The 19,791-nt window shown below is 67.7% G+C and carries 17 protein-coding genes; 9 read left to right on the top strand and 8 right to left on the bottom strand.

Features of this window, described 5'->3' with window-relative positions; translation table 11 throughout:
* Positions 1 to 8 precede the first annotated feature (8 nt).
* Positions 9 to 743: an IclR family transcriptional regulator gene (locus ACZ9J7_RS19485; RefSeq protein WP_476211620.1), complete on the bottom strand. Its 735-nt coding sequence runs from the start codon at positions 741 to 743 to the stop codon at positions 9 to 11.
* Positions 744 to 964: 221 nt separating this feature from the next.
* On the opposite strand from ACZ9J7_RS19485, the gene ACZ9J7_RS19480 reads away from it, so the two are divergent.
* Together ACZ9J7_RS19480 and ACZ9J7_RS19475 are read left to right on the top strand one after the other, a co-directional pair.
* Positions 965 to 2,299: an MFS transporter gene (locus tag ACZ9J7_RS19480; protein WP_476211619.1), complete on the top strand. Its 1,335-nt coding sequence runs from the start codon at positions 965 to 967 to the stop codon at positions 2,297 to 2,299.
* A gap of 343 nt (positions 2,300 to 2,642) precedes the next feature.
* The gene (locus tag ACZ9J7_RS19475) at positions 2,643 to 3,116 is read left to right on the top strand and encodes a hypothetical protein (RefSeq protein WP_476211618.1); all 474 of its coding nucleotides are present in this window, start codon (positions 2,643 to 2,645) and stop codon (positions 3,114 to 3,116) included.
* A gap of 38 nt (positions 3,117 to 3,154) precedes the next feature.
* Here ACZ9J7_RS19475 and ACZ9J7_RS19470 read toward each other — a convergent pair whose 3' ends face one another.
* Together ACZ9J7_RS19470 and ACZ9J7_RS19465 are read right to left on the bottom strand one after the other, a co-directional pair.
* Positions 3,155 to 3,982 carry an alpha/beta fold hydrolase gene (locus ACZ9J7_RS19470; RefSeq protein ID WP_476211617.1) on the bottom strand — a complete coding sequence of 276 codons (828 nt, stop codon included), beginning with the start codon at positions 3,980 to 3,982 and terminating at the stop codon, positions 3,155 to 3,157.
* Positions 3,983 to 4,063: 81 nt separating this feature from the next.
* Positions 4,064 to 5,461 (bottom strand): amino acid permease, encoded by a 1,398-nt coding sequence (locus ACZ9J7_RS19465; protein ID WP_476211616.1) that lies wholly within the window; start codon positions 5,459 to 5,461, stop codon positions 4,064 to 4,066.
* A 297-nt stretch (positions 5,462 to 5,758) separates the two neighbouring features.
* Here ACZ9J7_RS19465 and ACZ9J7_RS19460 point away from each other — a divergent pair, with 297 nt between their 5' ends.
* From ACZ9J7_RS19460 to ACZ9J7_RS19440, 5 genes are read left to right on the top strand one after another with little or no spacing between them, the layout of a single operon-like run.
* A complete protein-coding gene (locus ACZ9J7_RS19460; RefSeq protein WP_476211615.1) occupies positions 5,759 to 6,469 on the top strand; it encodes an NUDIX hydrolase in 711 nt (236 codons plus the stop codon).
* Positions 6,466 to 7,770, top strand: coding sequence for a quinolinate synthase NadA (nadA, locus tag ACZ9J7_RS19455; RefSeq protein WP_476211614.1), 1,305 nt, complete (start codon positions 6,466 to 6,468; stop codon positions 7,768 to 7,770). The genes ACZ9J7_RS19460 and nadA overlap by 4 nt, the downstream gene beginning before the upstream one ends.
* A complete protein-coding gene (locus ACZ9J7_RS19450) occupies positions 7,770 to 9,599 on the top strand; it encodes an L-aspartate oxidase (protein WP_476211613.1) in 1,830 nt (609 codons plus the stop codon). The genes nadA and ACZ9J7_RS19450 overlap by 1 nt, the downstream gene beginning before the upstream one ends.
* On the top strand, positions 9,592 to 10,509 hold the full coding sequence (gene nadC / locus ACZ9J7_RS19445) for a carboxylating nicotinate-nucleotide diphosphorylase (protein ID WP_476211612.1): 918 nt from the start codon (positions 9,592 to 9,594) through the stop codon (positions 10,507 to 10,509). The genes ACZ9J7_RS19450 and nadC overlap by 8 nt, the downstream gene beginning before the upstream one ends.
* Before the next feature lie 7 nt (positions 10,510 to 10,516).
* On the top strand, positions 10,517 to 11,683 hold the full coding sequence (locus ACZ9J7_RS19440; protein WP_476211611.1) for a cysteine desulfurase family protein: 1,167 nt from the start codon (positions 10,517 to 10,519) through the stop codon (positions 11,681 to 11,683).
* 35 nt (positions 11,684 to 11,718) lie between these two features.
* Here the strand turns inward: ACZ9J7_RS19440 and ACZ9J7_RS19435 are convergent, their stop codons facing one another.
* Positions 11,719 to 12,207, bottom strand: coding sequence for a GtrA family protein (locus ACZ9J7_RS19435; RefSeq protein ID WP_476211610.1), 489 nt, complete (start codon positions 12,205 to 12,207; stop codon positions 11,719 to 11,721).
* A 25-nt stretch (positions 12,208 to 12,232) separates the two neighbouring features.
* Entirely contained in the window at positions 12,233 to 12,895 is a 663-nt protein-coding gene (locus ACZ9J7_RS19430) for a DUF1684 domain-containing protein (protein ID WP_476211609.1), read from the bottom strand.
* A 171-nt stretch (positions 12,896 to 13,066) separates the two neighbouring features.
* Here ACZ9J7_RS19430 and ACZ9J7_RS19425 point away from each other — a divergent pair, with 171 nt between their 5' ends.
* A complete protein-coding gene (locus tag ACZ9J7_RS19425; RefSeq protein WP_476211608.1) occupies positions 13,067 to 13,873 on the top strand; it encodes a hypothetical protein in 807 nt (268 codons plus the stop codon).
* Positions 13,874 to 13,945: 72 nt separating this feature from the next.
* Positions 13,946 to 14,752, top strand: a complete 807-nt coding sequence (locus ACZ9J7_RS19420; protein ID WP_476211607.1) for a transglutaminase-like domain-containing protein — start codon at positions 13,946 to 13,948, stop codon at positions 14,750 to 14,752.
* Here ACZ9J7_RS19420 and ACZ9J7_RS19415 read toward each other — a convergent pair.
* The 3 genes from ACZ9J7_RS19415 to ACZ9J7_RS19405 form a co-directional block, all read right to left on the bottom strand.
* A complete protein-coding gene (locus tag ACZ9J7_RS19415) occupies positions 14,749 to 15,210 on the bottom strand; it encodes a MarR family winged helix-turn-helix transcriptional regulator (protein ID WP_476211606.1) in 462 nt (153 codons plus the stop codon). The two genes, ACZ9J7_RS19420 and ACZ9J7_RS19415, sit on opposite strands and share 4 nt — an antisense overlap.
* Complete coding sequence (locus tag ACZ9J7_RS19410) at positions 15,210 to 16,319, bottom strand: LLM class flavin-dependent oxidoreductase (RefSeq protein WP_476211605.1); 1,110 nt, start codon at positions 16,317 to 16,319, stop codon at positions 15,210 to 15,212. The genes ACZ9J7_RS19415 and ACZ9J7_RS19410 overlap by 1 nt, the downstream gene beginning before the upstream one ends.
* 181 nt (positions 16,320 to 16,500) lie before the next feature.
* Positions 16,501 to 19,734 (bottom strand): efflux RND transporter permease subunit, encoded by a 3,234-nt coding sequence (locus ACZ9J7_RS19405; protein ID WP_476211604.1) that lies wholly within the window; start codon positions 19,732 to 19,734, stop codon positions 16,501 to 16,503.
* Between the last annotated feature and the right edge of the window lie 57 nt (positions 19,735 to 19,791).

Here is a 19,791-nt window from a genome sequence, read left to right as displayed (position 1 = left end):
CCGCGGCCTTACGCCAGCTGGCGCTCGATCCTGGCCGCACTCTCCGCGATGGCTGCGCCCACGGTTTCGGGATCGTGCGCGGACCGGATATAGACCACCGCCAGTGCGGCCGGACGACCCCCGGGCACGCGGATGGGTGCTGCCAGCGATGAGACGCCGGCGATCACTTCGTCATGGCTGGCCGAGTAGCCCTTCCGCCGTGCTGCCGCCGCTTCCGGACGGTAGGGCGTACCTGTCGCAAGCCTGTCCCACTCATCCTCCGAAAGGGCGGACTGGATGGCAATGCCGGGCGCGCCGGCGTTGATGGGGTGGCGGGTGCCGGGGTGCTGGGCGACGGTTGCCCCAGAGTGCCTGGGCTCGACCGTGACGAGGGTGATGCAGTCGTGGTGGTCCCAGACCGCAATGAACGCTGTCATGTCCAGTGAGTTTGCCAGCTGGGTGAGCTCCGGCAAGGCGGCGCTCTGCAGGTTGCGTGAGACTCCCCGGGCCAGGACGGCCAGGCCGGGCCCGGGCTGGACCCGCCCGGCGTCGTCGCGCACCAGCAGCGAATGGTCTTCAAGGGTCCGAAGGATCCGGTACGCCACCGAACGGTGCACGCCCATGGCGTCGGCCAGTTCCGCGATGGTCATCGGGCCGGGCGCGGCCGCCAGGATCTCAAGGGCGCGAATGCCGCGCGACAGAGTCTGGGAGGGCGAAGCCTGGGTGGCCGGCCCTGCCGGGGCTGCGGCTGCGGCGGGAGTCATGGAGTCCATCCTAGGTGCGTGGACAGGTCTGTTGTGTCCTTTATGGGAACTTCCAGTTCAAATATAGAACTCAATGGACAATTTGCCGTTCACCGCAAAAATCGACCACACCGTGTCGCGTATCACAGTTTCCGTAGTACCCTACTAACTAACTGACCGTTCTGTCGGTAATTCTGAAGGCGTACGGGCAGCCCCGCTGCCCGATAAACAATGGAGTTTCAATGACCACACCTTCCAAGGTGGATACATTCGCCGGTCCCAGCACCCGGCGTGAGGAACGCAAGGTCCTCGCCGGAACCCTCGTCGGCACCACCATCGAATGGTACGACTTCTTCATCTTTGCCCAGCTGACCGCAACGCTGCTGTCACCGCTGTTCCTGGCACCGCTGAACGAGTCCAACCCGGGCCTGGCGCAGATCCTCTCCTTTGCCCTCATCGGCATCAGCTTCCTGTTCCGCCCCCTCGGCGCAGTGATTGCTGGACACCTCGGCGACCGCCTGGGGCGGAAGGCGATGCTGGTCTTCACCCTGGTAATGATGGGCGCGGCCACCGCACTCATCGGCATGCTGCCCACCTACGCGCAAATCGGAGCCTGGGCCCCGGTGCTGCTGATCCTGCTGCGGGTCATCCAGGGCTTCTCGGCCGGCGGTGAATGGGGCGGCGCTGCCCTGATGGCCGTCGAGCACGCACCGGTCAACCGGCGCGGACTCTTCGGCGCCTACCCGCAGATCGGCGTGCCCGTGGGCATGATCCTTGCCACCGGCCTCCTGTTCTTCCTCAACACCGGCATGTCCAAGGAAGACTTCGCGGCCTGGGGCTGGCGTGTGCCGTTCCTGCTGTCCATCGTCCTGATCGTGGTGGGGTACCTCATCCGCCGCGCCGTTGCCGAAAGCCCGGTCTTCCAGGAGATGGCCCAGCGGAAGGAGGAGAGCAAGGCACCCCTGGGTGAGCTGGTCAGGAACCACAAGCTCCCGGTCCTGTACTCCACGCTGATCTTTATCGGCAACAACGCGGCAGGTTACCTGCTGATTGCGTTCTTCATCTCCTACGCCACCAAGACCCTGAAGATGCCCACGCCGCAGATCCTCCTGGCCACCACGCTGGCGTCCTTTGGCTGGCTGATCTTCACCCTGGTGGGCGGCTGGCTGTCCGACCGCATTGGCCGCGTCAAGACGTTCCTGATCGGCTACGCCATAGTCTTCGCCTGGATGATCCCGATGTTTGCCCTGATCGATACCAAGGACATCATGCTCTACGGCGTCGCCCTGTTCGTCCTCACGATCGGCCTGGGCCTGTCCTACGGCCCCATGTCCGCCATGTACGCAGAGATGTTCCCTGCGCATGTCCGGTACTCCGGCATCTCCATCGGGTACGCCTTCGGCGCCATCCTGGGCGGTGCCTTCGCGGCGACCATCGCAGAATCCCTGCTCCAGTCCACTAAGTGGACCGGTTCGATCGGCATCTACATCATGGTCCTTTGCGTGATTTCCGCCGTCGGCGTGGTGCTGGCCAAGGAGACGAAGGGCCGCCCGCTCGGCGTCAGCAGCCACCACTGATCCCACCGGCACCCGCCAGGGTCAGAAAAGCTGGGGCAGGTCCCACCCGCCCCACCGTGGCCTCCACCAGTCGCGGAACCGCACCACCAGCAGCCCGGACCGCTCGGTCCGGGCTGCTGGTGCGTGCGGGGCAGTTCTGCCCATCGCCGTGATTGGCCGGTCCCCGGTAGCGTTGCCCCGGGGGCCGAACGCTGCGTGCCACACCGTGGGGCAGGATCAAACATGTGGGGGCAAGGTGGCGGGAGAAGCCAGCGGTTCAAAAACGCGGCGTGGACGCCGTCCATCCCGTTGGCGGCGTGCATGCACCCTCATGCCCGCCACGCTCGCCCGTAAGGTGGCGCCCGTGGTTGCGACCAGCCTTCTGGCGGCACTGGCGGCATGTGCGCCCGTGGACTCCCCGGCTGCGGGCCTGGATCTTGCTTCCGCGAAACAGTCCCTACTCAGTCAGCAGGACGAGCTGAAGTCGGTAGTGCCGCCGGACGAAGTGTCCACGTCTACGCGGACCGAAAAGTCCCGTGCGTTGTTTGAATGCGGGAACGGTGGCTACTACTGGCCGGGAACGATGGATGTGGTCCTTACCCCGGATGCCGACACCGCGTCCCTGCTGCCGAAGATTGAAGCCGAGTGGTCCGCGAAGCCTGGTTGGACGGTCCAGTCCGGGACGGGCATCAACGGAATCCCCGAACTGATAGTTTTCAGCGGGGAAGGGTACCGGCATTCAATCCAGTACGACCCGCAGCGGAACTCACTTTATGTGCTGTCCTCGTCCGCGTGCTTTCGGATGGAGGGAAGACCAGACCCGGGGGTTGACTACTGACGGACGGGAATGGAATCGATCCGCGCTGCCCAGGCGGCTCAGACGGCCAGGAACGAAATGGCGGCCTGTTTGAAGGCCCGGCTGGTAATGGCATTGGTGTGGTTCCGGCCGGGCAGCACCAGCTGCTCCGCCATGGACCCGGCGCTGCGGGCCAGTTCGGCAAGCCTGGGCAGGGTGTGGGCCCGCTCGTCCTTGTCGCCCACCACCAGCAGCATCGGAACGTGGGGGACCGCTTCGGCGGGGTCGTACGGTTCAGCCTTGATGGCCTCCACCAGCGACAGCAGCGCGAAGATGTTGTTGCTCGGCAGGAGCAGGGCCATCTTGAGCAGTTGGGCGGTGGATTCGTCACTGATGGGCGTACCGTCCGCCAGGTAGTCCTGGGCGGCCCGGAGGTCGAACGCGGCGAGCGGATCCGAATCGTTGGGTCCACCGAGCACCAGCCGGTGCACCAGCTCAGGCTGCGTGGCGGCAAACTCCCAGGCGAGCCGGGAGCCCAGCGAATAACCCACCACGTCGAGCCCGCTGGAAGGATCACCGTCGTGCAGGGGCCGCGCACCGGCGTCGAAAACTGCCTGGAGCAGGTCCGCCCTGATTTTGCTGGGGGAGTAGGAATCGCGGTCCTCCGGCGCGCCGCTGCGGCCGTGGCCCGGCAAATCGACGGTGATGATCCTCCGGCCGGCGTCAAGCAGGGCCGACACCCAGCCGGTGTCCTCCCAGTTGAGCTTGGAAGATGAGGAAAAGCCGTGGAGCAGCAGGACCGGCCGCAGTCCGGCGTCGGAGGCGGGTTCATGGACCGCGACGTACAGCTGCGGGTCGGTCCCTTCGACGGTATGCCCCTGCTGCTGTCCGGTGTGCCTGCCGCTCATGGTGTCAGTTCCCCAATCAGGTAGTGCGCCTGGGCGGGCCCGGCGCGTCGGTGCGTCTTCCTTTGAAAGGTACCCGCCCCTCTACCTGTTGGCCAACCGGTTACGGCCGGCCACGCGGGCCCCGGCGGCGCACGCCAGCGCAATGCCGGCGATCAGGGCGAAAGTGCTGAAGAGCTGGACGCGGCTGCCCTCGGCGCTGAAGCCGACCGCGAAAATGAGGCCCAGCAGGACCAGGCCCAGGATGGTCAGTCCGGGGAAGCCCTTCATCCGCAGGGGCAGGGGGGAGCCGTCCCGGTCTGCCCGCCGGCGCAGGATCAGCTGGGAGACCAGCGCGCTGCCCCACACCACCAGGCACGTGGATCCCACCAGCTGGAAGAGGGCAGGCAGGATCCGTTCCGGGAACAGCAGCTCCAGGACCGTGGCGATGAAGCCGAACGCCACGGAAACCGCTACGGCGAGCAGCGGCACGCCGGCACCGTTGAGCCGCGTGAGGACCCGGGGCGCCTCTCCCCGCTGCGAGAGCGAATACACCATGCGGGATGCGCCGTAGAGGTTCGCGTTCAGCGCCGAGAGGAGTGCGACGACGGCCACGAGGGTAATGGCGGTGGAGGCGCCCGGGATCCTGGCAGCGTCCAACACACCGGCGAAGGGCGAGGCGAGGCCCTTGGACGTGGCCGGCAGGACGGCGGCAATGACGAAGACGGAGCCGATGTAGAACACCAGGATGCGCCACACCACGGTCCGGATGGCTTTGCCGACGCTGCGCTCGGGGTCTTCGGTTTCGGCTGCGGCGACCGAGACGATTTCCGTGCCGCCGAAGGCGAAGATGACCACAAACAGGGCTGCGGCGACACCGCCCAGGCCTTGCGGGGCAAAATTTCCCGTGAGGTTTGCCGCGCCGGGGGAGTCGACGCCGGGCAGCAGGCCCAGGAGCAGGGCGGCGCCGATGGCGAGGAACAGGACAATGACGGCCACCTTGAGGATGGCGAACCAGAACTCGAACTCACCGAAATTCCTGACGCCGGCCAGGTTGATGCCGGTAAAGACCACCATGAAGAGCAGAGCCAGCGCCCAGACCGGCACCACGGGCCAGACGGAGAACAGCAGTCCGGCGGCGCCCAGGGCCTCGGCGGCGATAACCACCACCAGCTGCAGCCACCAGAGCCATCCGATGGTGGCACCGGCCGTCCGGCCGAGCGCCTTTTCCGCGTATACCGAGAAAGCTCCGCTGGTCGGGTTGGCAGCGGCCATCTCGCCCAGCGCCCACATCACCAGGATGATCAGTGTGCCGGCTACGAGGTAGGAGAGCAGCACCGCAGGTCCAGCTGCCTGGACGCCGGCGCCTGACCCCAGGAACAGCCCCGCGCCGATGGCGCTGCCCAGCCCCATCATGGTGAGCTGGCGCGGCTTCATGCTGTGGCCGGCTGTGGCGTTGGTGGGGATGGCGGCGGACGTGGTCCGGCCAGACTTCGTCGTCATGGGGGCAATGCACCTTCTGGGGCTGGTGGGTGGGGCGGCCCGCTGGGGGTCCGGGTCCTCGTGGGACCTTTTGAATTTACCGCCTCCGGAACGTGCCCGGAAACGCGGCAGGAAGGAGGGGAACGGATCGCAGGCAAAACCGCTTCATGGCCTGCCGCCCGCGGTGCCGGGCGGAGGCGGCAGAAATATTTCCATTTCGGGTGTGCCCGGCCGTAGAATTAGTTTTGGTCAAGATGACCATAACTAAGGATCGACCGCCCGAAGGTTGTCGAACGGGGACGGAAGGCGGTGAAGCGGGTGTACTACAGTTCGGCAAACGTTTCCGAGCGCCAGGCCGCCCCGCCGTCGCTGGCCATCTCCACGGTGATCTTCGCACTCCGGCCCAGCGAGTCCTCAGGCCGGCCCACGTTGTGGCTTCCCCTGGTGCGCCGCATCCGGGAGCCCTTCAAGGGACTGTGGGCCCTGCCGGGCGGACCCCTCAGCCACGACGAGTCCCTCCAAAGCGCCGCGGCCAGGAACCTGCAGGAGACCACCGGCCTCGCGCCCCGCTACCTGGAACAGCTGTATGCCTTCGGCGGCCTGCACCGCTCACCCACCCAGCGGGTGGTGTCCATTGTCTACTGGGCGCTGGTCCAGCCCACGGAAGCTGCGCTCGCCGATGAATCCGAAAATGTGAGGTGGTTCCGGGCCGACCGCCTGGGCGGGCTCGCCTTCGACCACAACGCCATTGTGGACTACGCCCTGGGACGGCTCCGGAACAAGCTGGCCTACGGCTCGGTGGCCTACCACCTGCTGGGCGAGTACTTCACGCTCGCCCAGGTCCGCGAAGTCTACGAAGCCGTCCTGGACCGCCAACTGGACCCGGCCAACTTCCGCCGGCAGCTCAAATCGACCCCGGAAATCGAAGAGACCGGGGAATACCTCCAGGGCGGCAAGCACCGCCCGCCACGCCTCTACCGCTACACCGGCCGGCCCGGCCTTGACCCAGACAACAGGAGCACACCATGAGCAGCGTCAACACGGCAATCCAGCTGATCACGCGCGAACAGGCCGAGAAGGGCGCCGCCGCCAAAGGCAGCACCTGCAGCCCGGCTCTGGCCAAGGGCCCGTGGGACTACGACCTGGCCGAGGCACTGGCCGGCGTTCCCGCCTACGGCCCGGGCGCCTCCAGTGCGGACCCGGCCCCTGCCGGCACCCCGCGCCAGGGCCAGTTGCCCGACGAGTACAAGCAGGCCAGTGACGCCGAACTCGGCGAACGGATCAGGGCAGCCAAGGCCACACTGGGGGAGCGTGCCGTCATCCTCGGCCACTTCTACCAGCGCGATGAGGTCATCCAGTACGCCGACTTCGTGGGTGACTCCTTCCAGCTCGCCAACGCCGCGCTGACGCGGCCGGACGCAGAGGCCATCATCTTCTGCGGCGTCCACTTCATGGCGGAGACGGCAGACATCCTCTCCACGCCGGAACAGGCAGTCATCCTGCCCAACCTGGCCGCCGGCTGCTCCATGGCCGACATGGCGGACGCGGATTCCGTGGAGGAGTGCTGGGAACAGCTCGAGGAGATCTTCGGCACCGAGCCCGACGCCGAGGGCCGGGTCCCGGTCATACCCGTCACCTACATGAACTCCTCCGCAGCACTGAAGGCGTTCTGCGGTGAACACGGCGGCATCGTCTGCACCTCCTCGAATGCAAAGACGGTCCTGGAGTGGGCATTCCAGCGGGGCCAGCGGGTCCTGTTCTTCCCCGACCAGCACCTGGGACGCAACACGGCCAAGGCCCTGGGTGTTCCCCTGGACCAGATGCCCATGTGGAACCCGCGCAAGGACCTGGGCGGCAACGACGAACAGGCGCTCCTGGACTCCCGCGTGATCCTCTGGCACGGGTTCTGCTCCGTCCACAAGCGCTTCAGCGTCGCCCAGATTGAAAAGGCCCGGGCGGACTTCCCCGGCGTGCAGGTCATCGTGCACCCCGAATGCCCCATGGAGGTGGTGGACGCCGCGGATTCCGCCGGCTCCACGGACTTCATCAAGAAGGCCATCGCCGCCGCCACCGAGCCCACCACATTCGCCATCGGCACCGAAATCAACATGGTCAACCGGCTTGCCGCCGAGTACCCGCAGCACACCATCTTCTGCCTGGACCCGGTGATTTGTCCTTGCTCCACCATGTACCGGATCCACCCCGGCTACCTCGCCTGGGTACTGGAGGAACTGGTGGCCGGCCGCGTGGTCAACCGCATCACGGTGGACCACAACGTGCAGGCCAACGCCAGGACGGCGCTCGAGCGCATGCTCGCCGCGAGGCCGTGATGACGCGCCGCCTGGCCGTCGTCGGAAGCGGTATCGCAGGGCTCTACGCCGCACTGCTTGCCACCGATGCCGGTGCGGACGTGGTGCTGCTGACCAAGGGCGCGCTGGACCAGAGCAACACCTGGTACGCGCAGGGCGGGATCTCCGCCGTCCTCACCGAACCTGCCCCGGGAGACACCGTCGACGCGCACATCGCCGACACCCTGCGCGCCGGGGGCGGGCACTGCAACGAGGCCGCAGTCCGGCTGATGTGCACTGAGGCGCGGCGGGATATCACCGGCCTGCAGCGCTACGGTGTCGCCTTCGATGCGGGCCACGCCGGGGCGGGAACGGCAGGGACCACGCACGACGTCGGCCCGGCCCTTGGGCTCGAAGCAGCCCACAGTGCCCCGCGGATCCTGCATGCAGGAGGAGACGCCACAGGTGCCCGCGTGGCCGGAGCGCTGATCCAGGCCGTCCTCTCCCGCAGGGACGGGGGACAGCTCACCATCATCACGCACGCCCTGGCCACCGCTTTGGTGACCCGGGACGGGAAGGTGACAGGCGTCGGATACCTTAAGGACGGCCGGCCAGCGCAGCTGGACGCGGATGCCGTCCTGCTCGCCACCGGGGGAGCAGGCCAGCTCTTTTCGCAAACCACCAACCCCGCCGTTGCCACCGCCGACGGACTGGCGCTCGCCGTCCGCGCCGGAGCGGCAGTGGCGGACCTTGAGTTCTTCCAGTTCCACCCCACCTGCCTGGTCAGCTCCGCCGCGGCCCGCCCGGACCGGCTGGACGGGCCACTGCTGATCTCCGAAGCCGTCCGCGGCGAAGGGGCCATCCTGCTGGACTCCGGCGGACGCCGCTTCATGCGGGCCTACCACCCCGACGCCGAACTGGCGCCCCGCGACGTCGTCTCCCGCAGCATCGCCCTCCACCTGGCCAAGCTGGGCGATCCCAACGGCCACGTCTACCTTGACGCCCGCGGTATCGAGCAGGCCAAGGGCGCGGGCTTCCTCGGGCAAAGGTTCCCCACCCTCACCCGCAAAACCCTTGACGCCGGCATCGACTGGACCTGCGAACTGGTACCCGTCGCCCCCGCTGCGCACTACTGGATGGGTGGGGTACGCACCGACCTCTCCGCACGCACCACCGTTCCGGGCCTCTACGCCGCCGGCGAAGTTGCCTGCACGGGTGTCCAAGGGGCAAACCGGCTGGCCAGCAACTCCCTCCTCGAGGGACTCGTTTTCGGCCGCCGCGCTGTTGAACACTTTCTGGCGGGCAGCTCCGCAGGTCCCTCGGCGCCTGCGCTCGCGCCTCGCACCGGCGAACGCCTCGCCAGCTCGGCGGCCGATGCGGACGCTCACGCGACAACGGCGCTTTCGGGACCTCCGGAACTGCCGCACGCTTCCGCACCCCTGCCGCGAAACGCGAGTGCGCGCGTCACCGTCCCTGCTGCTTTAGAAGGCGCGGCGGATCGCTCAGGTGCGCCGACAGGGAGCGGGCCGTCCAGCTCCGGTGGGGGAGAAGGGGCCGGCGAGCCGTTTTCCCGGGAGGCTCTACGCCGCCTCATGACCTCGCACGCCGGGGTGCTGCGCTCCGGGAAATTGTTGGCTGAGGCCGGCCGGACGCTCGAGTCCTGGGCCGCCGTCGTCCGTCCTGATGCCGTTGAGTCCGTTGCTGACCCTGTTGCCTGCGAGGACCGGAACCTCCTGCTGGCCGCACAGCTGCTGGTCAGCGCCGCCCTCCAGCGCGGTGAATCGCTGGGGGCGCATTATCGCAGCGATGAACCTGTCGAAACTGCCAACCTGACTTCACTCCGCCCGAAAGCGAGCCTGCTCCATGACTGAACCCGCCGTGATCGACCAGGCAGTGTCCCCGCGCCCCCTGCTGGACCTGACCCTCCCGCCCGCCCCCGTCAGGGACATCCTGGCGCGGTCCTTCGCCGAGGACGCCCCCTCCGGGGACATCACCTCCCAACTGCTCATTCCCGCCGGCGCCACCGCCACCGCCGTCCTCAACGCCAGGGTCCCCGGCGTCTTCAGCGGGGCCACCGTGTTCCGGGACGCAATGCAGCTGGTCGACCCCGCCACCCGGGTTGAGCTGCTCGTGGCGGACGGGGAAACGTTCGACGCCGGCACGCACCTCGCCCGGGTCAGTGGCAGCGCGCGCTCGGTGCTGCTGGCAGAACGCGTGGCGCTCAACCTGGTCCAGCGGATGTCCGCCATCGCCACGAAGACCGCCGAATTCGTGCGGCTCGCCGAAGGTACCCGGGCCCGCATCACTGATACGCGCAAGACCACCCCCGGCCTGCGCATCCTGGAACGGTTCGCGGTCCGTTGCGGCGGCGGTGCAAACCACCGGTACAGCCTCTCCGACGCCGTGCTGGCCAAGGACAACCACCTTGCCGTGATGACCGGCGGGGACCCGGCCAAGCTCACGGCCCTCCTCCTGGCCGCCAAGGCACAGCTGGGACATACCACCCACTTCGAAGTCGAAGTGGACCGCATGGACCAAATCGAACCCGTGCTGGCAGCGGGCGTGGACACCATCATGCTGGACAACTTCAGCATCGACGAGCTCAAGGCAGGGGTGGCCCTCGTGGCCGGCCGGGCCCGGGTGGAAGCCAGCGGAAACGTCAATACCGGCACGGTCGCGGCCATCGCGGCCACCGGGGTGGACGTCATCTCCGTGGGCGCCCTCACCCACTCCGTGGCCGCGCTGGATCTGGGCCTCGACGTCGAACTGGCCGCCGGGTGACCCTGCCATGATCTTCCTTGACGCCGCCGCCACCACCCCCGTCCGCCGTGAAGTACTGGACGCCATGTGGCCCTACCTCACCGGCGGCTTCGGTAACCCCTCCAGCCACCACACCCTCGGGGAAGCGGCGGCCGCGGCACTCGCGGGGGCGCGGAGGGCGGTGGCGGATGTCCTTGCCTGCCGGGCCGGCGACGTGGTGTTCACCTCCGGCGGCACCGAAGCGGACAACCTCGCCGTCAAAGGCATCGCCCTGGCCCGGCAGGCGGCAAACCCGCTGCTGGACCGGGTGGTGATCAGCGCCGTCGAACATCCCGCGGTGGAGGAATCCGCCCGGTACCTGGAACGCTTCCATGGCTTCGCTGTCGACGTGGTGCCCGTGGATTCAACCGGCCGCGTCACGCCCGACGCGCTCGCCGGGGCGCTGCGCCCGGAAACCGCGCTGGTGAGCATCATGTACGCCAACAACGAGGTGGGCACGAGCCAGCCCATCGCCGCGCTGGCGGACCTTGCCCACGCCCAGGGCATCCCGTTCCACACCGACGCCGTCCAGGCCGCCGGCTGGCTGCCGCTGGACACCCGCACGCTGGGCGTGGATGCGATGAGCATCTCGGGGCACAAGCTGGGCGCACCCAAAGGCTGCGGACTGCTGTTTGTCCGGAGCCGTACGCGCCTGGAACCGGTCATCCACGGCGGCGGCCAGGAGCGGGGCCGCCGGTCCGGAACGGAAAACGTTGCGGGCGCGGTGGGGCTGGCCACGGCCCTCACGCTTGCCCGGGACCGCCAGGCGGGGGAGCAGGCGAGGGTAGCCGGGCTGCGTGACCGTTTCATTGCCGACGTTTTGGCCGGAGTGCCGGACGCCGTCCCCACCGGACACCCGTCGGAACGGCTGCCGTCAGTGGCGTCGTTTTGCTTCCCCGGTACCAGCGGCGAGTCGGTGCTCCTGGAGCTGGAACGGCGCGGTGTGGTCTGTTCCAGCGGCTCAGCGTGCGCTGCCGGCTCGGACGCGCCGTCGGCCGTGCTCACCGCCATGGGTATTCCGGCAGAGGTGGCCCAAACGGCGGTCCGTTTCAGTTTCGACGCGGCGGTGACGCAGGAGGACCTCGACGCCGCCGCGGCTGCCGTCCAGGCGGCTGTCGCCGGCGTCAGGAACCTGGGGGCGGGCCAGGGCCGGTAGCCGAACCTCCATCCGGAGCCACCTGGTCCGGTGCCCTAGCGGTGGCGCGCCCGGCGGAAGATCCAGTGCCGCAGCATGCTGAACCGCACCGCGGTGGCCAGGAAGCCGGAGAGCGTGGTGGCCACCAGTTCGTCACCCACGGTGGCGTCGGGATTAAGCCAGTGCAGCACTCCGAGGCTGCTGCCGGTGATCACCAAGGCCACGGCGATCACCACCAGGCCGTTCAGGTGGTCACGGTAACGGCGCTGCCCGCCGGCGATCTTGAACGTCAGCCGGCGGTTCAGGGCCGTGTTCAGCAGCGACGTGAGGACCAGCGCCACGGCGTTGGCCAGCTGGGCGCCGAGCCACGGCCGCATCAGCGCGTAGAGCCCCAGGGACGCCGCGGTGCAAATGACCCCGACGCCGGAAAAGCGCAGCAGCTGCCGGATGACCGGAAAGCGAAGCACGCCACGGTAGTGCTTGGTGGCGGGAAAGGGCCGGGGCGCTGTTTCCGTGACGGCGGGTGCGGACAGGCCTTCGCTCACGCGGTCTTACCGGTAACGGTCCGCATCAGTACAGCTCGCCGACGGGGATGTCCACTGCGAGCCGGTTGGATGGCCCGGGCAGCGGGCAGGCCCACGCCTCGTTGTAGGCGCAGGAGGGGTTGTAGGCGAAATTGAAGTCCAGGACGAACATGGCATCCGGCCCGGACCCCTGGACCCCGTGGTAGGCACCCTTGATGGTGTCCAGCAGGTAGCGTCCGGCGCCATAGCTGCCTCCCGGCTGCCCCGCCGTGGCATCGCGGAACGGAACGAAGATACCGCCGCCGTATCCGTGGATCTTCCACACCCCCAGCTGGCCCATTTCGGGGAGGTCGAAGGTGCCCAGCCGTACGAAGTTCACCACCCCGTCGGTTCCCGTGTCAACGCTCAGCTCCCGGCCCGCGCCTTCCTTGGTGAGCGGGACATGGAACCGGTAGATGGGGTCGTAGTCTGCGGTCTTCAGGCCGGAAAAGCGGGCCTTGTCCGCTGCCGTCAGCGCCGAAGCCGGATGCGTGGCGAACATCAGGTCCCGCTGGTGGCGCCAGTAAGAGTGGGCCTCGGACGGGCTCTCGGCGGATATCCGGCGGACGTTGTCGTAGAGCGCAAAGGTCCGCAGCCGCCAGTCGGCGATGTCCAGGGCCGAAATGTCCGCGGGGTTCTCTTCGGCTGCGCCGTGCTGCTCTTGCGACATAGCCTCCAGCCTAGTCCCAGCCCGGGGTGGTAAATGTCCGACGGCGACACGGCCGGCCCGTGCCTCGGCCGGCGGCGGGCGGGCGGACCGGCCGGGGGATGGCGCCGGGGAGGCAGGAAACACCGCCACGGCAGGCGGGAGAGGGGGACGGACCCCGTTAGGCTGGGCCCCATGACAGGCGCGCCACTGAAGGCTGTTCTTTCCGGTATCTCCCTCATGGCTGCCGCGGTTCTGCTGGCAGCGTGTTCCGGGCCGCAGGCAGCAAGCCCGGGATGGACGGCCCAGCCGGGCCCTTCGGCGCCGGCAGCATCCGGAACAGCCACGGCCGGAACGGCACCGCCGGCTGCCGGCGCCACGGCATCGGCCCCGGCAACCTCCGGCGAGCCGCAGGCGGTGCCCACCGCAACGTCATGGAAGACCTTCTCCGACCCCGCGAAAACCGTCAGCTTCGACCTCCCGGCGGACTGGATTGCCCAGTCCGTGGCAACGGAGGAGGGCATCCTTCCGGGCGGACTGAAGGTCGACGTGAAGAAGCCCGACGGAACCTTCATGGCTTCGCTCCGGACGGGACTGCCGCCGTCGTCCGTTGACTGCCCGGACAGCGCGCAGCATCCGTACACGGTGATCAGCAGCGTGCCCTTCGACCTGGCCACGCCGGGCGGGGAGGGAACCATCCCGCCGCGCATGGTTTACCGGGTGATCCAGGGCTACCGCTATTTCGGTTCCTACGGCATCACCAATTTGGTTGGTGGAACCGACGGGAAGGCGTGCGAGCTGCGCAACGTGGTGCGTGGGCCGGCCGGGAAGGGCGACTACTCATTTGGGGACCTCGTCGCCCTCAAAGCCTTCGCCCCGGACGAGAAGGTGGCCCCGGCAAAGGCGTTCGACACCCTGGGCCAGGCGGCCCAATACGTCAACGAGAGCCCTGACTTTGCCAACGTGCAGCGGATGCTAATGTCGCTGAAGGTCAAAAACTAGTCCCGCTGCCCGCGCCCACCAGGTGCCTGGGCGCCGGACTTGCCTTCCACCCCCCAACACCCCCGGAGATTCATGGAACGCTCTGTTTCCGCACGCCTGGCCTTCAGGACCATCGCCAACACCAAGGTAGCCATGGCCGTCGCCGTGGCCAGGAACAGCGGTTACTCATCCTTTGTGGAATCCCTGTCCGTGACGGCCGGGGGAGCGGAGGTACCGCTCACGGAAATTTCGGACCACCACGGGGGCCGGTTCCACTACATGGAGTTCGCCGAACCCGCCGAAGTCACGGTGGAATATTCGGCCACGGTGGCCGGCCGCGCCGTGCCCGAAGAGGCGGACCTGGCCGACCGCATCCGCTATGTTCGTCCCAGCCGCTATGCCGAGTCCGACCGGCTGCTGCCGACGGCGTACGCGGAATTCGGTGGAGTCCACGGGGCCGACCTGGTGCATGCGGTCCGCGACTGGGTCAACGGCGAACTGCGGTACATCAGCGGCTCCTCCCGTGGCACGGATGGCGCGGTGGAGACGCTCCTGAGCAGGCGGGGCGTCTGCCGGGACTTCGCGCACCTGGCCATCGCCCTGCTGCGGTCCAAGGACATCCCGGCCCGCCTCGCGGCTGTCTACGCCCCCGGGCTGAATCCCATGGACTTCCACGCCGTGGCGGAAGCCTATGTGGAGGGCGCCTGGCACGTCATCGACCCCACGGGGCTTGCCCCGCGGGAGTCGATGCTGCGCATCACTGCCGGCCGTGACTCGTCGGACACGGCTTTCCTTTCCACAGTGGGCGGAAGCCTGGTCCTGAACCAACTGCGCGTGACCGCGGTGGTGGACGGGGACCTGCCGGCAGAGGACCCCGCCCGGCTCGTGCAGCTGGGCTAGCGCTTCCCCAGGGAACTGCGCAGCTTGTCGGTAAGCCGCCTGAGTTCCTTCTGCTCGGCGGCCGTCAGTGCCGGTCCCACCAGGGCTGAGATGTCGCGGACATGCTCGCGGCCGATTTCCTTCTGCAGTTCGCGGCCCTCGTCCGTCAGCTTGAGCAGCACGCCGCGGCCGTCCTCCGGCGCCGGCATCCGGGCCACGAGGCCGCGCTTCTCAAGCCGCTCCACCAGCCGGCTCAGGCTGGACTGGCTCAACAGAACGTTGTCGTTGAGCTCGTTGAGCCGAAGCCAGCCGGACGGGCAGCGGGAAAGCGTGAACAGGACGTCGTACTCGTTCACCGCAAGCTTCCGGAACGCGGGCCCGGACTGCAGCTTCCGCATCACGGCTACCTGCGCCCGGAACAGCGATTCCCAGGTCTCTGCCGCCAGCCGCACCGGAGATTCCGATCCTCCCGTGGCCATTACGCCACCGGGGTGGCGTTGCCGGCATCCTGCGACGCCAGCAGCGCGGCCACGCGGCCTGCGTGCGTGGGCGGTTCCGGAACGTGCGCGGGCTTCAGTGCTGCGTACTCCTTCCGGAGGACCGGCAGCACCTCCTCGCCGAACAGGTCCAGCTGCTCCAGGACGGTCTTCAGCGGCAGTCCCGCGTGGTCGATCAGGAACAGCTGCCGCTGGTAGTCACCGAAGTACTCGCGGAAAGTCAGGGTCTTCTCGATGACTTCCTGCGGGCTGCCCACGGTCAGCGGGGTCTGCGAGGTGAAGTCCTCCAGCGACGGGCCGTGGCCGTAGACCGGGGCGTTGTCGAAGTAGGGGCGGAATTCCTTCACCGCGTCCTGGGAGTTCCTGCGCATGAAGAACTGCCCGCCGAGTCCCACAATCGCCTGGTCGGCCTTGCCGTGGCCGTAGTGCTCGTACCGCTCCCGGTAGAGGCCGATCAGCTGCTGGTAGTGCTCCTTGGGCCAGAAAATGTTGTTGGCGAAGAAACCGTCACCAAAGTAGGCGGCCACCTCGGCGATCTGCGGCGTGCGGATGGAACCGTGCCACACGAAGGGAGCCACGCCGTCCAGCGGGCGGGGGGTGGAGGTGAAGTTCTGCAGCGGCGTGCGGAACTTGCCGGACCAGTTCACGGTGTCCTCGTCCCACAGCTTGCGCAGGAGGCTGTAATTCTCGATGGCCAGCTCCACGCCGTCCTGGATGTTCTTGCCGAACCACGGGTAGACCGGCGCGGTGTTGCCGCGGCCCAGGACCAGGTCGACGCGTCCGTCGGCCAGGTGCTGGAGCATGGCGAAGTCCTCGGCGATCTTCACCGGGTCATTGGTGGTGATCAGCGTGGTGGCCGTGGAGAGGATGATGCGTTCGGTCTGCGCGGCGATGTAGGCCAGCGTGGTGGTGGGGGAGGAGGAAAAGAAAGGCCGGTTGTGGTGCTCGCCGATGGCGTAGACATCCATGCCGATTTCCTCGACTTTTTTGGCGATCGCCACCGAGGCCTTGATGCGCTCGTGTTCGGAGGGGGTACGGCCTGTGGTGGGGTCCGTGGTGATGTCGCTGACGCTGAAAACACCGATCTGCATGACGTGCCTTTCCGTTCCTGGGCTTGCTGGGCTTGGTTCCAGTGTAAACTAATTTAGATGCATTTGCATCTATCGCCTTCTGTAACACCGCGCCGCGCCGATTATTCCCCGGCAGGGAACACACCCCGGACACAGCGATGCCCGCACCACAGGGTGGTGCGGGCATCGCGGGAACCGGGCTTTACTCGGCGCCGCCGGGGGCAGCCCGGCGGCCGCTGACCTTGGGGACCTGGCCTGTGGTCCAGTCCATGAACTCGGCGTCGATGTCCGAACCGGGTCCGGCCTCCGGGCGGGCCTGCAGGTCGCGCAGCAGCGCCTTCTTCTCGCGCCGGCCTTCCACCAGCCGGTAGAGCACCGGGACCAGGACCAGCGTCAGGGCCGTGGAGGACACCAGGCCGCCAATCACCACCACCGCCAACGGCTGGGAAATGAACCCGCCGCCGCCCGTGAGGCCCAGTGCCATGGGGGTCAGGGCGAAGACCGTGGCGAGTGCCGTCATCAGGATGGGCCGGAGCCGCTGCCGGGCGCCGTTGGTGATCGCATCCGCCACAGTCATGCCGGGCCGGCCGTCGCGGGGCTGCCGGTACTGGTTGATCAGGTCTATCAGCACGATCGCGTTGGTCACCACGATGCCCACCAGCATCAGCATGCCGATCAGCGAGGGCAGTCCCAGCGGAACTCCGGTGAGCAGCAGCAGGGCCACGGCGCCGGTGGCGGCGAACGGAACCGAGACCAGCAGGATCAACGGCTGCACGAGGGACTTGAAGGTGGCCACCATGATCACGTACACGATGGCGATGGCCGCCAGCAGGGCCAGGCCAAGTTGCCGGAAGGATTCGGCCTGCTGGGTGGTGGCGCCCCCGATGGTGGCAGTGACCCCCGGCGGAAGCTGGACGTCAGCCAGGCGCTTTTGGACTTCGGTGTTCACTGCGCCGAGGTTGGAGCCCGACGGCGTGATGGACACCTTGGCGGTACGCTCGCCGTTGCTGGCGGTGATGGAGACGGGGACGTCCACCTGCTCCACGGCAGCGATGGTTCCCAGCGTGACCGGCCGTCCGGCCGCCGGAAGCGGGATGTTCCGGACGGCATCGATGCTGGTGAACTTGGTGCCCTGGCCAATGCGGACGGGGAAGTCATTGGTGTCGATCCGGACCGTGCCGGCCGGGATGGGGCTGATCGTGGAGGCCAGCACGCCGGCCACCTGCTCCTCGTTCAGGCCGGCTGCCGCGGCCTTGGCCCGGTCCACCTTGACCTGCACCACGGGGTTGCTGGCGGCAAGGTTGCTGGCCACTTCGCTCGTTCCGGGCACCCCGGTCATGGCAGCAACCATGGTGTCGCTGGCCGACTGCAGGTCGGCGCTGGTGGCAGCCTTCAGCGTGATGTCAACGGTGGACGAGGTGCCGAAGCCGCCCTGCTGGGTTCCCACGGAGATCTTTCCGGCGTCGGGGACCTTCGCCAGCTCCGAGCGAACGGTGTCCTGGAGCCGTTCCTGGTCGGCCTTTTCGTCAGTCACCACGGTGAATGTCGAGTTGGACGATCCGGTGGAGGTCAGTGCCGCGAAGCCGGCCTGGGCGTTGCCGGATGTCACCTGGACGTCCTTGATGCCGTCGATGCCGCGCAGCACCCCTTCGAGGCGGATGGCCGCCGCGCTGGTGTCGGCCAGGCTGGTCCCCGCCGGGAGCACCTGGCGCACTGTCAGGCTGTTTTGCCCCGAGTTCCCCAGGAGGTTGGTGGCCAGCAGCGGCGTCATGGCAGCGGTGGCACCGAGCACCAGGACAGCTGCCACCAGGGTGATGACCGGGTGTTTCTGCGTGGACCGGAGGATGGGAAGGTAGCCGCGCTGCAGCCGGCTGCGCTGTTCTGCGTCGTGGGCCCTCGCCTTGGCCTCGTCGGCGATGCGCCGCGCCTCCGGGGTGCCCGGAGCTGCGCCTCCGGCAACGCCCTTGGGATTCCGGAGGAACCAGTAAGCCAGCACCGGGACGATGGTGAGGGAGACCAGCAAGGACGCCAGCAGCGCCATGGTGACCGTCAGGGCGAAGGGCCGGAAAAGTTCGCCGGCCAGTTCGCCGACAAAAGCGATGGGCAGGAACACCGCCACCGTGGTCAGGGTCGAGGCGGTGATGGCCCCGGCAACTTCCTTGATGGCGGTGAGGATCGCCGTCGACTTTTCCTCGCCGTAACTGAGGTGCCGTTTGATGTTCTCAATGACCACGATCGAGTCGTCCACCACCCGCCCGATCGCGATGGTGAGGGCGCCCAGCGTCAGGATGTTCAGCGAGTAGCCGGTGGCTGACAGGCCGATGAAGGTGATGAGGAGGGACAACGGGATGGAAATGGCCGTGACCAGCGTGGACCGTGCCGACATCAGGAAGAGCAGGATGATGGCGACGGCGAACCCCAGTCCCAGGAGGCCTTCGGTGGTGAGGTCCTTGATGGACTTTTCGATGAACGGGGCCTGGTCGAACACGGGCGTGAACTTTGCGTTCGACCCCAGCTCGGCCTCCAGGTCGTTCAGCGAGTCCCGCACGGCGTGCGAGATCCCTACGGTGTCGCCCTCAGGTTTCTTGGTCACGGACACGGCGAGAGTCTCGGCGCCGTTGGTACGGGTGATGGAGGTTCGCTCGTCGTCCTTGAGGGAAACATCGGCAACGGAACCGATAGTCGCCCCGTTTTTGGCTCCGGCCAGCGGCAGGGCCTTGATGGCGTCGAGGGAATCCACTGGGCTGCCGATCTGCAGCGAGAGGGTCTTGCCCTGGTCCTGGAGTGTTCCGGCCGGAACCAGCGCGCCGTTGTTGGACAGGGCGTCGCGGATGGCGGTGACGCCTGCCCCCGCCGTCGCCATGGCGTCGGTGCGCGGGAGGATCTCGATGTGCTGGGAGGCGCCGCCCGTGACGTCGGCACTGCGGACGCCGTCGATCTTCTGCAGCCTGGGCACGCTGAGGCGCTGCAGGTCCGCGTTCAGTTCACTGAGCGGCTTGTCCGACGAGACGGCCAGGAAAACAATGGGAAAGTCGCTGATGCTGCCGGCGATGGCCTGCGGCTGGACGTCGCTGGGCAGCGTCCGTTTGGCGTTGGAGATGGCCCGGTCGATCTGGTTGCGCGCCCGGTCCAGGTTCGAACCGTAGGTGAACACCATGGTGATCTGGGAGACGCCGGTCCGCGATGTGGAGGAGGTGGATTCCAGCCCCTCCACGCCGTTCAGCGCCTTCTCCAGCGGGCCGCTGACCTGCTTGTCCACCACTTCGGGGGACGCCCCCGGCATGGAGCTGAGCACCGTGATCTGCGGAAACTCAATCGAAGGGATGAGCTCCTGCTTCAGCGACGACATGGTGATCACGCCGAACACCGAGGCGAAAACGGTGATCAACGCGATCAGGGCCCGGTTCGCCAGGGAAAGGTGCGCCAACCGGAACATGGGTGGTCTCCTGGGGGTCTAAGTGACTGGTACAAGCCCTGGGGGTGCCAGCCGCTG

Source organism: Pseudarthrobacter sp. TE9888, from assembly GCF_056279345.1.
The sequence above is the reverse complement of the archived record's forward strand: the minus strand, read 5'-3'. Positions and strand labels throughout refer to the sequence as shown.